The organism is Rubrimonas cliftonensis (assembly GCF_900107585.1).
In the GTDB taxonomy this organism is placed as follows: Bacteria; Pseudomonadota; Alphaproteobacteria; order Rhodobacterales; family Rhodobacteraceae; genus Rubrimonas; species Rubrimonas cliftonensis.
On the sequence record NZ_FNQM01000002.1, the window covers coordinates 427,265 to 442,748 of the forward strand.

General features: G+C 70.7%; 15 protein-coding genes. 3 read left to right on the top strand and 12 right to left on the bottom strand.

Annotated features, from left to right (window positions below; translation table 11 throughout):
• Positions 1–72 precede the first annotated feature (72 nt).
• Entirely contained in the window at positions 73–3,522 is a 3,450-nt protein-coding gene (gene pyc, locus BLW43_RS04670; protein WP_093249339.1) for a pyruvate carboxylase, read from the bottom strand.
• 233 nt (positions 3,523–3,755) lie between these two features.
• Here pyc and BLW43_RS04675 point away from each other — a divergent pair, with 233 nt between their 5' ends.
• On the top strand, positions 3,756–4,100 hold the full coding sequence (locus tag BLW43_RS04675) for an antibiotic biosynthesis monooxygenase family protein (protein WP_093249341.1): 345 nt from the start codon (positions 3,756–3,758) through the stop codon (positions 4,098–4,100).
• A gap of 99 nt (positions 4,101–4,199) precedes the next feature.
• On the opposite strand, the gene BLW43_RS24245 is transcribed toward BLW43_RS04675, so the two are convergent.
• The 11 genes from BLW43_RS24245 to BLW43_RS04730 all read right to left on the bottom strand — a co-directional run bounded on the left by BLW43_RS24245 (position 4,200) and on the right by BLW43_RS04730 (position 11,545).
• Complete coding sequence (locus tag BLW43_RS24245) at positions 4,200–4,913, bottom strand: VPLPA-CTERM sorting domain-containing protein (RefSeq protein WP_093249344.1); 714 nt, start codon at positions 4,911–4,913, stop codon at positions 4,200–4,202.
• Between the two features lie 223 nt (positions 4,914–5,136).
• Positions 5,137–5,628, bottom strand: coding sequence for a DUF6505 family protein (locus BLW43_RS04685; protein ID WP_093249347.1), 492 nt, complete (start codon positions 5,626–5,628; stop codon positions 5,137–5,139).
• Positions 5,625–6,338, bottom strand: a complete 714-nt coding sequence (locus tag BLW43_RS04690) for a biotin/lipoate--protein ligase family protein (protein ID WP_093249975.1) — start codon at positions 6,336–6,338, stop codon at positions 5,625–5,627. Before BLW43_RS04690 ends, BLW43_RS04685 begins: the two co-directional genes overlap by 4 nt.
• 19 nt (positions 6,339–6,357) lie before the next feature.
• Positions 6,358–7,461, bottom strand: a complete 1,104-nt coding sequence (locus BLW43_RS04695) for an Mrp/NBP35 family ATP-binding protein (protein WP_093249350.1) — start codon at positions 7,459–7,461, stop codon at positions 6,358–6,360.
• Positions 7,458–7,661 (bottom strand): DUF6494 family protein, encoded by a 204-nt coding sequence (locus tag BLW43_RS04700; protein WP_093249354.1) that lies wholly within the window; start codon positions 7,659–7,661, stop codon positions 7,458–7,460. The genes BLW43_RS04695 and BLW43_RS04700 overlap by 4 nt, the downstream gene beginning before the upstream one ends.
• Positions 7,662–7,734: 73 nt before the next feature.
• Entirely contained in the window at positions 7,735–8,307 is a 573-nt protein-coding gene (locus tag BLW43_RS04705; protein WP_093249360.1) for a DsbE family thiol:disulfide interchange protein, read from the bottom strand.
• On the bottom strand, positions 8,300–8,464 hold the full coding sequence (ccmD, locus tag BLW43_RS04710) for a heme exporter protein CcmD (RefSeq protein ID WP_093249364.1): 165 nt from the start codon (positions 8,462–8,464) through the stop codon (positions 8,300–8,302). Before ccmD ends, BLW43_RS04705 begins: the two co-directional genes overlap by 8 nt.
• Positions 8,464–9,216, bottom strand: coding sequence for a heme ABC transporter permease (locus tag BLW43_RS04715; protein ID WP_093249368.1), 753 nt, complete (start codon positions 9,214–9,216; stop codon positions 8,464–8,466). The genes ccmD and BLW43_RS04715 overlap by 1 nt, the downstream gene beginning before the upstream one ends.
• Before the next feature lie 66 nt (positions 9,217–9,282).
• Complete coding sequence (ccmB, locus tag BLW43_RS04720; protein WP_093249371.1) at positions 9,283–9,948, bottom strand: heme exporter protein CcmB; 666 nt, start codon at positions 9,946–9,948, stop codon at positions 9,283–9,285.
• Positions 9,948–10,634: a heme ABC exporter ATP-binding protein CcmA gene (gene ccmA / locus BLW43_RS04725; protein WP_425441165.1), complete on the bottom strand. Its 687-nt coding sequence runs from the start codon at positions 10,632–10,634 to the stop codon at positions 9,948–9,950. Before ccmA ends, ccmB begins: the two co-directional genes overlap by 1 nt.
• A 107-nt stretch (positions 10,635–10,741) precedes the next feature.
• Positions 10,742–11,545 carry a potassium channel family protein gene (locus tag BLW43_RS04730; protein ID WP_093249379.1) on the bottom strand — a complete coding sequence of 268 codons (804 nt, stop codon included), beginning with the start codon at positions 11,543–11,545 and terminating at the stop codon, positions 10,742–10,744.
• A 239-nt stretch (positions 11,546–11,784) separates the two neighbouring features.
• Here BLW43_RS04730 and acnA point away from each other — a divergent pair, with 239 nt between their 5' ends.
• Together acnA and BLW43_RS04740 are read left to right on the top strand one after the other, a co-directional pair.
• The gene (acnA, locus tag BLW43_RS04735; protein WP_093249382.1) at positions 11,785–14,544 is read left to right on the top strand and encodes an aconitate hydratase AcnA; all 2,760 of its coding nucleotides are present in this window, start codon (positions 11,785–11,787) and stop codon (positions 14,542–14,544) included.
• A gap of 377 nt (positions 14,545–14,921) precedes the next feature.
• A complete protein-coding gene (locus BLW43_RS04740) occupies positions 14,922–15,482 on the top strand; it encodes a peptidoglycan-binding domain-containing protein (RefSeq protein WP_093249386.1) in 561 nt (186 codons plus the stop codon).
• Positions 15,483–15,484 lie beyond the last annotated feature (2 nt).

A 15,484-nucleotide genomic window follows, 5' to 3' on the forward strand; every position in this document is an offset into this window, starting at 1 on the left:
GCGCTCCCCGCCGGAGCCGGCGCCACGACGAGGGCGTTTCCGCCCCCCACACGCCGCCTTGCGGACCGGGCGTCAGCCCTCAAGCTCGACGAGAAGATCCTTGGCGTCCACCGAGGCGCCGACCTTGGCCAGCACCTGCTTCACGACGCCGTCGCGGTCCGCGTGCAGGCCGGTCTCCATCTTCATCGCCTCGATCGTCACCAGCAGGTCGCCCTGCTTGATCTGGGCGCCGGCCTCGACGTTCACGCGCGCGATCACGCCGGGCAGCGGGGCCGCGATATGGCGAGGGTTGCCGGGCTCGGCCTTCTGGCTCGCCGCCTTGGCGCCGGTGGCGTGGCGGTCGGGCACGCGGATGTCGCGCGGCTGGCCGTTCAGCTCGAAGAACACCCGCACCTCGCCCTCGTGGCTGTCGCCGATCGCCGAGAGCCGCACCACCAGCGTCTTGCCCGGCTCCAGCTCGATGGCCAGCTCCTCGCCCACCTCCATGCCGTAGAAGAAGGTCGGCGTGGGAAGCTGGCGCACGGGGCCGAACTCGCGGCGGCGGCCCATGTAGTCGAGATAGACCTTGGGATACATCAGGTAGGAGCAGAGATCCTCGTCATCGACCTCCTTGCCCTCCAGCTCCTCGGAGACCTTGGCGCGCACCGCCTCCAGATCGACCGGCGCCATGGTGGCGCCGGGGCGGCCCTCGATGGGCGCGTCGCCCTTGAGCACCTTCTTCTGGATCGCCTCGGGCCAGCCGCCCGGCGGCAGGCCGAGTTCGCCGCGCATCATGCCCACGACGCTGTCGGGGAAGGCGATGTCCTTGGCGGGGTTCTCTACGTCGGCGCGGCTGAGGCCCTGCGTGACCATCATCAGCGCCATGTCGCCCACCACCTTGGAGGAGGGCGTGACCTTCACGATGTCGCCGAACATCGCGTTGGCCTCTGCGTAGGCCTTCGCGACCTCGGGCCATTTGTCCTCCAGCCCGACGCTGCGCGCCTGCGCCTTGAGGTTGGTGAACTGGCCGCCCGGCATCTCGTGGAGATAGACCTCCGCCGCCGGGGCCTTCATGTCGGTCTCGAAGGCGACGTATTTCGCGCGCACCTGCTCCCAGTAGTCGGAGATCGCGCGCACCGCCGCCGGGTCGAGCCCGGTGTCGCGCTCCTGCCCGCGCAGCGCGGCGACGATCGAGCCGAGGCAGGGCTGCGAGGTCATGCCCGAGAAGGCGTCCATCGCCGCATCCGCCGCGTCCACCCCGGCCTCCGCCGCCGCCAGCACCGAGGCGCCCGAGAGGCCCGAGGTGTCATGGGTGTGGAAGTGGACCGGGATCGCCACCTCGTTCTTCAGCGCCGAGACAAGGCGGCGGGCCGCTGCGGGCTTCAGCAGCCCCGCCATGTCCTTCAGGCCGAGGATGTGGGCGCCGGCGGCCTCCAGCTCCTTCGCCATGCTCACATAGTAGTCAAGCGAGTATTTCGCGCGGTCGGGGTCGTCGATGTCGCCGGTGTAGCAGATCGAAGCCTCCAGGATCTTGCCGGACTCCAGCACCGCATCCATCGCGACGCGCATGTTCTCGACCCAGTTCAGCGAATCGAAGACGCGGAAAACGTCCACGCCGGTCTGCGCCGCCTGCAGCGTGAACAGCCGCACCACATTGTCGGGATAGTTGGTGTAGCCGACGCCGTTGGAGGAGCGCAGCAGCATCTGGAGCAGGTGGTTGGGCATCCGCCGGCGCAGGTCGCGCAGGCGCTGCCACGGGCATTCCTGCAGGAAGCGGTAGGCGACGTCGAAGGTCGCGCCGCCCCAGCACTCCACTGAGAACAGGCCCGGCAGGTTGCGGGCGTAGGCGTCGGCGACGTTGACCATGTCGCGCGAGCGCATCCGCGTCGCCAGCAGCGACTGGTGGCCGTCGCGCATGGTGGTGTCGGTGACGAGCAGGCGCTTCTCGGCCAGCATCCAGTCCGCCACGCCCTTCGGGCCCTTGGCCTTGAGCAGGTCGGCGGCGCCGGGGGGCGGCAGCTCGGTCGCCCAGGCGGGCGCCCGGGGGGACTTGGCGTGCGCGGGCGGGCGCGGGCGTCCGGCGGTCTCGGGGTGACCGTTCACGGTGACGTCGGCGACGTAGCGCAGGATCTTCGTGGCGCGGTCGCGGCGGGCCCTGAACTGGAACAGCTCCGGCGTGTCGTCGATGAACTTGGTCGTGTAGGTCGCGTTGACGAAGTGCGGGTGCGCGATCAGGTTCTCGACGAAGGCGAGGTTGGTCGCGACGCCGCGGATGCGGAACTCGCGCAGCGCGCGGTCGAGCCGGGCGATGGCCTCATGCGGGTCCGGGGCCCAGGCGGTGACCTTCTCCAGCAGCGAGTCGTAGAAGCGGGTGATGACGGCCCCGGAATAGGCGGTGCCGCCGTCGAGCCGGATGCCGAAGCCCGTCGCGCCGCGATAGGCGGTGATGCGGCCGTAGTCGGGCACGAAGCTGTTGAGCGGGTCCTCGGTGGTGATGCGGCACTGCACGGCGTGGCCGTCGAGCCGGATGTCGTGCTGGGCCGGCACGCCGCTGTCGGCGACGTCGCCGATGCGCGCGCCCTCGGTGATGCGGATCTGCGCCTTCACGATGTCGATGCCCGTCACCTCCTCGGTGACGGTGTGCTCGACCTGAACGCGCGGGTTGACTTCGATGAAGTAGAACTCGTCGGTGTCGACATCCATCAGGAACTCGACGGTGCCGGCGCATTCGTAGTTGGCGTGGCGGGCGATGCGCAGGCCGTACTCGCAGATCTCGGCGCGCTTGGCCTCGGTGAGGTAGGGGGCCGGGGCGCGCTCGACGACCTTCTGGTTGCGGCGCTGCACGGTGCAGTCGCGCTCGAACAGGTGCACGATGTTGCCGTGCTGGTCGCCGAGGATCTGCACCTCGACGTGCCGGGCGCGCTGGACCAGCTTTTCGAGATAGCCCTCGCCGTTGCCGAAGGCGGCCTCGGCCTCGCGGCGGCCCTCCAGCACCTTGGTCTTGATCTCGTCCTCACTGAGCACGGGGCGCATCCCGCGCCCGCCGCCGCCCCAGCTCGCCTTGAGCATCAGCGGATAGCCGATCTCGGCGGCCATCCGCGCCACTTCGGCCATGTCGTCGCCGAGCACCTCCGTCGCCGGCACGACGGGCACGCCGGCGGCGATGGCGGCGCGCCGCGCGCTCGCCTTGTCGCCCAGCATCCGCATCGTCTCCGCCTTCGGACCGATGAAGGCGATGCCCGCCGCCGCGCAGGCGTCAACGAAGTCGGGGTTCTCCGAGAGCAGCCCGTAGCCGGGGTGGATCGCGTCCGCGCCCGACAGCCGCGCCACGCGGATCACCTCGTTGATGGCGAGATAGGCCGCGACCGGCCCCAGCCCTTCGCCCACCTTGTAGGCCTCGTCCGCCTTGAAGCGGTGCAGCGCCAGCTTGTCCTCCTCGGCGTAGATCGCCACCGTCCGCTTGCCGAGCTCGTTGGCGGCGCGCATCACGCGGATGGCGATCTCGCCGCGGTTGGCTACGAGGATCTTCTTGAAGCTCTTCATTGGCGCGTTCCCTCGGGGATGTGGCGATCCGGCGTGACTCGGGGCAGGCTAGCGTCAGGCGCGCTGCGGTGCAGCGATGCTTTGTGTCGCGCGCGGCGCGCGCATGAAAGAAACTCGAAAGGGTTCTGAATGGGAACAGCAATCTGCGCCAGTCCCGCGTTCGGGGCGGGGCGGGTCTCACCCCAAGGAGTGAGCGGGCGATGCCGGGCTCACCCGGTTGGAAGGAGCGGCCGATGATCGCGGTGATCTTCGAGGTCTGGCCCAAGGCGGATCGGCGGACGCCCTATCTGGAGATGGCGGCGACGATGCGCGAGCATCTCAAGGACATCGACGGCTTCATCTCGGTCGAGCGATTCGAAAGCCTGACCGAGCCGGGCAAGCTGCTGTCGGTCTCGTTCTGGCGCGACGAGGCGGCGCTGGACTCATGGCGCAGGCTGGGCGCGCATCGCAAGGCGCAGGCGGCGGGCAGGGGAGACATGTTCGCCGACTACCGGCTTCGGGTCGCCGGCGTGATCCGTGACTACGGGATGACGGAGCGCGAGGAGGCGCCGGAGGACAGCAAGGCGCTGCACGGTTGAAACGCAAATGCCCGCCGCTTCGGATGAAGCGGCGGGCGCTGCCGGGTTCGACGGCCGTCGGGAGAAGCTTTCGCTCCTCCGTCAGACGGTGCGGCGGGATCAGGCGCGGCGACGCATCGCGACCAGCGCGCCCAGACCGGCGAACAGCATCCAGCCGGCGGCCGGCAGGGGGACCGGAGCGACATCGCCGCCGCCAAGGCTGAGAGCGTTCACGCCGCCGGTGAGCGACACGTCCAAGAATTCGGACTCGAAAGCACCCACGGCGATGGTGAAGGTGAAGTCCTGCGGCTCACCGCTGCGAAGGGCCATTTTTTCGGTCGACGTTCCGAGATCTTCGACGCTGACGGAGCGGTCCAGGAGGGAACCGTTCTGGATGATGGAGAGGCCCGCAAACGCCGAGCCGGCGTCGCTCGTCAACTCGATCTGCGTCATCGCTTCGAGGTACCACTCCACCTCGAAAGTGACGCTGCCCACCATGTCGGATTCATTGAAGAATTCGAAGCCGGCAGCGCCTTCGTAAAGCCCGACCGCTTCACCGAAGACGGGATCCGACGTCCCGAACAGCGTGAAAGCGAGACTGATCACTTCATCCGAGGCGATGGGCGTATCGGGAAATTCTTCGACTATGCCAGTACCGTCGGTGAAGCCATCGAATCCGTCCTGGAAGACGTCGCCAAAGACAGAGATATTGTCTGACTTCTCAACGACCCGCACGGACACGGAGCCGTCTGCGAAAGAAAAGGTGGCGGCGGAGACGGGCGCGGCGGCGAAACCGGAGAGCAGGATGCCTGCGGCGAGGAAGCGAACGTTCATGGTATCCCCCAGAAAACGAGGCCGGCGCAACTATGGCGCGAGCCAACTGAACACGACGCGACCCTAGGGAGACTCGGTTGGAGAGGTCAACGACTCTTAACGAAAGGTAAAAAAATGTTTGACAACTGTCATTAAAACTACGAATAACCAGCACGTATCTGGTCGGTCTTGCAACTGATGCACGAAGGTCCGGCAGCCGCCATGGTTCGAGGGGCGTGTTCGCTCAGCGCCAGCCGTGGTCGTCGCCGTCGACATGCTTCGCGACCATGTCGATCGAGGCGTCGCCGGGGCGGATGGAGCGGAACGCCTCGTGGACCCCGGCCTCCGAAAGCCGGCGCTCGACCACGAGAAGGTCGTTGAGCTCGTGATCCTCGCACATCGCCTGCATGTGCGCGACTTCCTCCCGCGCGACCGGCAGCGCCGCCTCGAGCGCGGGCGCGCCGTAGCGGGCCACGAAATGCGCGGCCAGAGCGAGGGTCGCCGCCTCGATCTCCGCCTGCGTGGCCTCTGCGACGGCGACGATGGTGGCCCGCCCGAAGCTCTCCAGCCCCAGCCAGCCGTTCGCGAAGGCCTGCCGGCGCTTGCCTGCAATGTCGGCCTCGGTCCAGTTCGAGAACTCGAAGGCCCCCGAGACGGCCCATTCGTCAGACATTGCGGCGCGCTCGAACACGTTGTCGTCGGAGGCGTCGAACCGGATGGTGCGCGCGAACCTCACGGCCCGCGCCCTTCCAGCATCACGGCGAGGGGGATCGTCTCGACGGCTCCTTCGCCGCGCCGGAGCAGCATCCCGCCGTCCTCGTCCATCCCCATGAACACGCCTTCGCGCCCGAAGGCGACCACGGGCCCGCCGACGCCCGTGAGCCGCCCGGTCCAGTCGCGGTGGAGCGGGCGCATGCCCTCCTCCTCCCAGCGGTTGATCCAGACGAGCGCATGGCGAGCCCAGCTCTCCAGCAGCCCCTGGGGCGTGATCTCGCCGCAGCCCTCCTCCAGCAGCGCGGTGGCGTCAGGCCGGGCGCCCGGCGGCGCGGCGCCGTCGAGCGCGAAGGCGATCTCGACGCCGACGACGAGCCAGGCGGGAACGCCGTCCGATGGCGGGCCGGCGTCGGCGCGCAGCCGCCCGCAGCGCGCGCCGTTGACGCGCAGCTCGCCCGGCCAGCGATACTGCACCGCGAGTTCGGGCGGGCCTAGCGCGCCCAGCGCGTCGGCGAGCCCCGAGCCCACGGCGAACACCATCGCCATCGACTTCGCCAGCGAGACCTCCGGCGCGAACACCAGCGCGGCGCGCAGCCCGGCGTCACCGGCCTCCCAGACCAGCGTTCCGGCGTCGCAGCCCATCGCCGCCATCGACACCGCCTTGGCGAAGGGGTCGGCGCCGCGCGGCGCCTGCACGCCGCTCAGCAGCGGCGGGAAGGTGACGGCCGTCATCGCCCCCATCACGGCGCGTTCATTCGGCGGGCGCGAGGGCGCCGGCCATCAGCGCGCGGGCGATCGCCCGGAACGCCTGCGCCTGCGGGCTGCCCGGCTGGCTCGCGACGATGGGCGCGCCGCCGTCGCCCGCCACGCGGATCGCCAGATCGAGCGGGATCTCGCCGAGGAAGGGCGCGCCGAGCCGCGCCGCCTCGGCCTTCGCGCCGCCATGGCCGAAAAGCTGCGTCTCGCCCTGGCAGTGCGGGCAGATGAAGGTGGACATGTTCTCGATGATCCCGAGGATCGGCACGCCGGTCTTGGCGAACATGTCGAGCGCCTTGCGCGCGTCCAGCAGCGCGATGTCCTGCGGGGTGGAGACGACGACGGCGCCGGTCACCTCGGCCTTCTGGGCCAGCGTGAGCTGCACGTCGCCGGTGCCCGGCGGCAGGTCCACCAGCAGCACGTCGAGCCGCCCCCAGGCGACCTGCCCCAGCATCTGCTGCAGCGCGCCCATCAGCATGGGCCCGCGCCAGACCACCGCCTCGTCCTCGGCGGTGAGCAGGCCGACCGACATCAGCGTGACGCCATGGTTGCGCAGGGGGATGATGGTCTTGCCGTCGGGCGAGGACGGCCGCCCGGAGACGCCGAGCATGCGCGGCTGCGACGGCCCGTAGACGTCGGCGTCGAGCAGGCCCACGCGCAGACCTTCTGCGGCCAGCGCCACGGCGAGGTTGGCCGACACGGTGGACTTGCCGACGCCGCCCTTGCCCGAGGCGATGGCTATGATCCGGTCGACGCCCTCGATCCTCTTCGAGGCGGGCGCGGGTTTCGGGGCGCCGAAGCTCAGGTCGGGCGGCGGGCCTTTCGGCGCCGGGCGCGGCGACGATTGCGCGTCGGCGTGCGCCGTCAGCACGGCCGTCACCTTCTCCACGCCGGGCAGCGCCTCGACGGCGGCGACGGCGGCGCGGCGCAGCGGCTCCATCGCTGAGCCGCGCGCGGGGTCGACCTGGATCACGAAGGAGACGGCGCCGCCTTTCGCCGAGACGCCCACGGCGGCGCCTGAACTCACGAGATCCCGCCCGGTGGCGGGGTCGACCACCGTGGCGAGCGCCTTGAGGACGTCGTCGCGCGATGGGCTCATGCGCCGGTCTCGATGTCGCCCTCGACGACATGGGAGACGCCGAGCGCCTCGACGGTGAGCGTCACGCGGGCTTTCAGCGGACCGGACAGCGCGCCCGACGCGTCGGCGGCGCGCGCGGCCTTCTCGATCTCCTGCTGGGACGTGACGCCGACCTGCTTGAGGAACTTGCGCATCGACATGTTGAATTTCTCGTCGTCCATGGCCGCCTCCGGTCTTCGCCTGAAACCTGCGCGATCAATCGCGCAGCGCCCGGCCTTGTCAAGCGAAGGCGCCCTAGCCGGCCGCGTCGCGGATGGCGGGCAGGATGCGCTTCTCCAGATCGCTGTTCTGGATCGGGCCGACATGCTTGTAGACGATGCGGCCTGCGCCATCGATCACGAAGGTCTCCGGCACGCCGTAGACGCCCCACTCGACGCTGGCGCGGCCGTTGCGGTCGACGCCGATGCGCGCGTAAGGGTCGCCGAGATCGTCGAGGAACGCGCGGGCGTTGGCGGGCTCGTCGCGGTGGTTGAGGCCGATGACCGTCACGCCGGTCTCGGCGAGCTTCATCAGCTCGGGATGCTCGACGCGGCAGGGGCCGCACCAACTCGCCCACACGTTCACCACCTTGACGCCCGGCGCCCTCAGCGCCTCGGGGTCGACGCCGAGTCCGCCCTCGCGCAGCGGCGGCAGCGTCGTGGCCGGGGCGGGGCGGTCGATCAGCGCCGAGGGCAGCGCGGACTTGTCGTAGCCGAAAAACTGCGTGGCCAGCAGATAGCCGCCCATCATCGCCGCCAGCGCCAGGAACACGCCGAGCGGCAGGAAGCGTCCCCAGCCGCGGCCCTCCCGAGCCTCCGCGTCAGCCATTCTTCGACCTTTCCCGCGCATCGAGCGCGTCGAGTTCACGCCGGGCGCGGCGCGCCTCGACGAGGCTGAACCAGACCAGCGCGCCCATCACCGTCGCCGTCACCGCGTAGGCCGCGATCACGGAGTCCCAATGCGCGCCCTCCGCCAGAAAGCCCATCACGCCGTCTCCATCGCCGCGCGGCGCAGCTTGAGCGCGCGCGCGCGCCGCAGCCGGATCTCGGTGCGCGCACGCAGGAGCACCAGCGCGATGAAGAAGGCGTAGAAGCCGGCGATGGTGACAAGCAGCGGCCAGTAGAACACGTCCGCCACGTTGGTCTCCGCGTCGAGCGAGAGCGAGGCGGGCTGATGCAGCGTCTGGTCGCCGAAGATCTCCACCGCATAGCGCGACAGGAAGGCGAAGACGACGCCCGTCAGGCAGAGCACGCCCGACAGGTCGGCGGCCTTCTCGGGGTCGTCCACCGCCGCCCACAGGCCGATGTAGCCGAGATAGAAGAACAGCATGATCAGGATCGAGGTGAGCTTGGGATCCCACACCCACCAGGTTCCCCAGGTCGGCTGGCCCCATATCGCGCCGGTGACGATGGCCGCCAGCGTCAGCCCCGCGCCGATCGGCGCCGCCGCCTTGGCGACGAGGAAGGAGACGTGGTGGCGGCGGATCAGCCCGACAGCCGACGCCACCGCCATGATGAAGTAGATGTTGATCGCCATCATTGCGGCGGGAACGTGCACATACATGATGCGCACGGTCTCGCCCTGCCTGTAGTCGGGCGGGACGAAGAACAGGCCCCAGGCGGCGCCGCCGAGCAGCAGGACCAGCGCGGCGCCGGCGGCCCAGGGCAGGATCACGCCCGAGACCCGCATGAACTCGGCGGGGTTGGCGTAACGCCAGAGGGATCGGTTCTCGCTCATGGCCTCAGAGTTAGCCGAGCGCCGCGCGCCAGACAACGCGACCGCTCCTCACGGCTGCGCCAGCGCCTAGCGCATATTGACGCGCAGGGCGGCCGCCGCCGCCAGCGGCCCGGCGACGAGGCTGAGCAGCGTGACGGCGCCGAGCAGCGCCAGCGGCGCGACGGCGTCGAGCCCCACGGCGGCGCGCGACACGGCGCGCGCGCCCAGCACCAGCGTCGGCAGGTAGAGCGGCAGCACCAGCAGCGACAGCAGCAGCCCGCCGCGCCGCACTCCCACCGTCAGCGCCGCGCCGACGGCGCCGATCAGGCTCAGCCCCGGCGTGCCGACCGCCAGCGCCGTCATCAGCGGCCAGAAGGCGGCGGCGGGCAGGTCGAGCATCAGCGCCAGCGCGGGCGCCGCGGCGATCAGCGGCAGGCCGGTCGTCAGCCAGTGCGCCAGCGCCTTCACGCCGGCGACCGCCTCCAGCGGCAGCGGCCCGAGCGCCAGCAGGTCGAGCGCGCCGTCCTCCCAGTCGGCCTGGAACAGGCGGTCGAGCGAGAGCAGGCAGGCCAGCAGCGCGGCGGTGAAGATCACGCCGCCGGCCACGCGGGCGAGCGCGTCGGTCTCCTCTCCCAGCCCCAGCGGCGTCAGCAGCGCGACCATCGCGAAGAACGCGACGCCCATCGCGCCGCCGCCGCCGATGCGCAGCGACAGCGCCACGTCGCGCCGCAGAAGCGCCCAAGCCGCCCGCATCAAGACCAGGCTCCGGCGAGAAAGGGGTCTTCCTCGGCGGCCGCGGACCCGCCGGGGCCGGTCGCCGCGCCGCCCCGCGCGTCAGGCTGGGCCAGCTTCACCTCGATGGTCGCGCCGAGCCCGGTCGCGACGTGGCTGACGATCACCGCCACGCCGCCGCGCGCCAGATGCGCGCGCGTCAGGTCGGCGAAGGCCGCCACCGTCGCGACGTCCAGCGAGACGGTCGGCTCGTCCAGCAGCCAGAGCGGCCGGTCCGTCACGAGCAGCCGCGCGAGCCCCAGCCGCCGCTTCTGCCCCGCGGAGCAGTACGCCGCAGGCAGATCGGCGACGCCGGAAAGGCCGAGCGCCTCCAGCGCCGGGTCGGGATCGCGCCCGCCCTCCATCGCCGCCCAGAAGGCGAGGTTGTCGGCCACCGAAAGCTGCGGCTTCACCGCGTCGAGATGGCCGGCGAAGGCGACGAGCGCCTGCGCCTCCTCCCGCGCCTCCCGGATCGAGCGGCCGCCGACGCGCGCATCTCCCGTCTCCAGCGGAACGAGCCCCGCAAGCGCGCGCAGCAGGCTCGACTTGCCCGCCCCGTTCGGCCCGGTGACGAGCGCGGCCTCGCCCGGGGCGAGACGAAAGGCGGGACAGACCGAGACGCGCCGCCCGGCGCGTCGGACGGCGAGAGGATCGACCTCCAGGCCGATGGCGGAGACGGTGGCGGGATTTTCCGCGGTTCTTCTCGACTGTCCGGGCTTGCGTTCCATCGGCGGCAGTTTTCGCGGCAAACCCGCGCCGGCGCAATCGGGGCGCGCTAGTTGCGCGCGGGCGCCGCGTCCTCGCGCGCCTGCGGCCGGACGGTCGGCCGGCGTTCGGGACGCATCGCCTCGCCGAGCGCGGCGGCGACGATGCCGGCCGGCATGGCGATGACGCCGATGCCGACGACGGCGGTCGCCCCGGCGAAGACGCGTCCCAGCGGCGTGATCGGGGTGACGTCGCCGTAGCCGACGGTTGTGAGTGTAGCGATCGACCACCACATCGCCCGCGGGATCGAGCCGAACGCCTCCGGCTGGCCGGAGCCCTCCACGAGGTAGAGCAGCGTCGAGGCGAGCAGCATCAGCACGCCGCCGAACGCCAGCGTCACGGCGAACTCGAAGCGACGGGCCGCGAGCGCCGCGATCAGCCGGGCGGAGGCGCGGCTGAAGCGGCCGAGCCTTGCGATGCGCAGGATGCGCAGCAGACGCGCCATGCGCAGCAGATAGGCCTCGCCCCCGCCGACGAGCAGGAACGCCGGCGCCAGCGCCAGCAGGTCGACGAGCGCGGGCCAGCTCAGCGCATAGCGCAGTCGCCCGAAGCGTTCCGCATAGCGAGGGTCTTCCGGCGCGATCCAGATGCGGACGACGTACTCCGCCAGAAAGACGCCGCCGATCAGCACCTGCGCGACGCCGAGCCCGCGATGGAATGCGGCGCCGAGGCTCGGCTCCGTCTCAAGCACCGCCAGCGCGACCGAGGCGAGGATGAGCGCTACGAGGGCGCGGTTGACCGGAGAAAGCCCCGCCCGCCGCCACGCCTGCGGTTCCAGCTGCCGGTAGAGCTCCGAGCGCAGCCTGCGCGCCATGATCGTCTCCCACTCCGTCCAGGTCGAGGATGATGCGACGCGGCGCCAGGCGCAATCGCCGGCTGGCTGGCGCGGGCGAGCGCGGCGGGGGGCCGCGTTGCGGCGCGGCGGAAACTGCGTCAAACGAAGAGCGCTAGACAAGATCGCAGGCCGCCATGGCCCGAGCGGCGCCTGAAGCTGACCGCTTCCGGCGCGCCGAGGCGGGGAGGCCGCGGCAACAGCCAGAGAGGCCCGCCCACATGACCATCACCGTAGGAACCGACGCCGCCAAGGCCCGCCGTGAACTGACGGTAGGCGGCAAGACCTACGCCTATTACAGCATCGCCGCCGCGTCGGAGGCTGGCCTCGGAGACTTCTCGAAGCTGCCGGCCGCGCTGAAGGTGGTGCTGGAGAACCTGCTGCGCTTCGAGGACGGCAAGACCGTCTCGACCGACGACATCAGGGCCTTCGCCGAGTGGGCCGCGAACGGCGGCCGCGCCGAGCGCGAGATCGCCTATCGCCCGGCGCGCGTGCTGCTGCAGGATTTCACCGGCGTGCCCGCCGTGGTGGACCTCGCCGCGATGCGCGACGCGATCATCAGGCTCGGCGGCGACGCGGAGAAGATCAACCCGCTGAACCCGGTCGATCTGGTGATCGACCATTCGGTGATGGTCGACGAATTCGGCAATCCGCGCGCCTTCCAGCTCAACGTCGAGCGCGAATACCAGCGTAACGGAGAGCGCTACGAGTTCCTGAAATGGGGGCAGGGCGCGTTCGACAATTTCCGCGTCGTGCCGCCGGGCACCGGCATCTGCCACCAGGTCAACCTCGAATACCTCGCCCAGACGGTCTGGACCGACCGCGACCAGGCGGGCGCCGAAGTCGCCTACCCCGACACGCTGGTTGGCACCGACAGCCACACCACGATGGTCAACGGCATGGCGGTTCTGGGCTGGGGCGTGGGCGGCATCGAGGCCGAGGCGGCGATGCTGGGCCAGCCGATCTCCATGCTCATCCCCGAGGTCGTGGGGTTCCGGCTCGACGGCGCGCTGAAGGAGGGCGTGACCGCGACCGACCTCGTGCTGACCGTCACGCAGATGCTGCGCAGGAAGGGCGTCGTCGGAAAGTTCGTTGAGTTCCATGGCGATGGGCTCGCCAACCTGCCGCTGGCGGACCGCGCGACCATCGCCAACATGGCGCCCGAATACGGCGCGACCTGCGGCTTCTTCCCCATCGACGAGGAGACGCTGCGCTACCTGAAGGTCTCCGGCCGCGCCGAGGACCGCATCGCGCTGGTGGAGGCCTACGCCAAGGCCAACGGCTTCTGGCGCGACGCGTCCTACGACCCGGTCTACACCGACACGCTGCAGCTCGACATGGCGACGGTCGAGCCCTCGCTGGCCGGCCCGAAGCGCCCGCAGGACCGCGTGCCGCTGAGCCTCGCCGCCGAGCAGTTCCTCAAGGTGGTGGGCGACCATCGCGGCGTCGACCTCTCCGGCGAGGCCGAGAAGATGGCGGTCGAAGGCTCGCCCGCCGCCGCCGCGCCGACCATCGACGCCATGGCCAAGACCGCGAAGGTCGAAGGCGCCGACTATGAAATTCGCGACGGCTCGGTGGTGATTGCCGCCATAACCTCCTGCACCAACACGTCGAATCCCTATGTGATGATCGCCGCGGGGCTCGTGGCGCGGAAGGCGCGGGCGCTGGGCCTGACCGCGAAGCCGTGGGTCAAGACCTCGCTGGCGCCGGGTTCGCAGGTCGTCAGCGCCTATCTCGACGCGGCGGGTCTGACCGAGGATCTCGACGCGCTGGGCTTCAACCTGGTGGGTTACGGCTGCACCACCTGCATCGGCAACTCCGGGCCGCTGCCCGAGCCGATCAGCAAGGCCATCGCCGACGCGGACCTTGTCGCCTGCTCGGTGCTGTCGGGCAACCGCAACTTCGAGGGCCGCGTGAACCCCGACGTGCGGGCGAACTATCTCGCGTCGCCGCCGCTGGTGGTGGCCTACGCCATCGCGGGCGACATGAACGTGGACGTCTCCGGCGGGCCGATCGCCCAGACGCCCGACGGCAGGGACGTATACCTCAAGGACATCTGGCCGACGCAGATGGAGGTGGCGGAACTGGTCGAAAAGACCGTGACGCGCGAGAGCTTCCAGAGCAAATACGCCGACGTATTCAAGGGCGACGACAAGTGGCGCGCGATCGAGACGGTGGACGCGCTGACCTATTCGTGGCCGGCGACCTCCACCTACGTCCAGAACCCGCCCTATTTCGAGGGGATGGGGCCGGAGAAGGGCGAGATCAGCGACGTGAAGGATGCGCGCATCCTCGCCATCCTCGCCGACAGCGTGACGACCGACCACATCTCGCCCGCCGGCAGCTTCAAGCCTACGACGCCCGCAGGCGCCTATCTGGAAGGCCGGCAGGTGCCCGTGCGCGACTTCAACAGCTACGGCGCGCGGCGCGGCAATCATGAGGTGATGATGCGCGGCACCTTCGCCAACATCCGCATCAGGAACGAGATGCTCGACGGCGTCGAAGGCGGCTATACGACCGGCCCGGACGGCTCGACCATGCCGATCTACGACGCGGCGATGGCGTGGCTGGAGCAGGGCCGCGAACTCGTGGTGATCGCCGGCAAGGAATACGGCACCGGGTCTTCGCGCGACTGGGCGGCGAAGGGCACGATGCTTCTGGGGGTGAAGGCGGTCATCGCCGAGAGCTTCGAGCGCATCCACCGCTCCAACCTCGTCGGCATGGGCGTCGTGCCGCTGGAGTTCACCGGCGGCCAGGACCGCAAGTCCCTGAAGCTCGTCGGCGACGAGGAAATCTCGATCTCCGGCCTCTCGGGGGCGCTGCGGCCGCGGCAGAACGTCGAGGCGACGATCAGGCGGGCCGACGGCTCCGCCGAGACGATCACGCTGCTCTGCCGGATCGATACCGAAATCGAGATCGAATACGTCGAGCACGGCGGCGTGCTGCACTATGTGCTGCGCAACCTCGCCAAGGCGGCCTGAGCACAGCGGAGACACCCCCGCCGGTCGCGGGGGGCCGCAGGGACCGCGCAGGTGTTCTCGCCCGTCGCGAAAATCTCGCGGCGGGTCCGTTTGGAGCCGCGCAGCGGAGTTGTCCGCTGCGCGCACGCGCGTCGGCTCGCCATCTAGATCGATCGGGCGCTTGGGTGGGAGCGCCCGCGTGACCCGGAACATGCGACGCCGGACGCCATCCGTGGCATAGTGGCGGGTGCGGGACGGCGCCGGCGCGCAAGCCGGCGTCGCGCCGTCCCGGCCCCGCGCACGCCCCCGACCGCCTCAGGCGGCGTGTGACGCGTGACACATCCCCGGATGCGGATTCCGGTAGGATCGAAGCGGTTCGCAGAGAAGGAGGCTCCGACATGAACATTCGGATAGCGGCGCTGGGCGCGGCGGCTGCGGCGGCGCTCGCCGGCTGCGCCGACGTTCCGGGCTTTCTGAGCCCGGCCCCAGCCCAGAGTTCGGCCGCGTGGCCGAGCGTCGACACGCCGATGACCACGGCGGACTACATCGAGATCCAGTCGCGGCTGACCCAGCTCGGCTATGACGCGGGCGCCGTCGACGGCCTGCCCGGCGCACGGACGCGCGCGGCCGTCGCGGCATACCAGAGCGATCTCGGCGTTGCGCCGGACGGCCGGCTGACGCCGACCCTCGTCGCGGCGCTGCGCGAGGACACCGGCGCGCTGCTGACCGGCGCGGTCTACACCGACCAGCAGCCGGCGGCGCCGGCGTCCTCGCAGCGCGACGCCGCGTCGAGCGCGGCGGCGCAGCCGGTCCGATACGAGCGGTATCGCAGCGGCGGCGGTTCAGGTGGCGGTTCCGGCGGCGGTTCCGGCGGCGGCTCTGGCGGCGGCTCTGGCGGGGGCGGCGGTTCAAGCGGCGGCGGCGGCGGCGGGGGCGGCGGCGGCGGCTGGGGAGGATGACC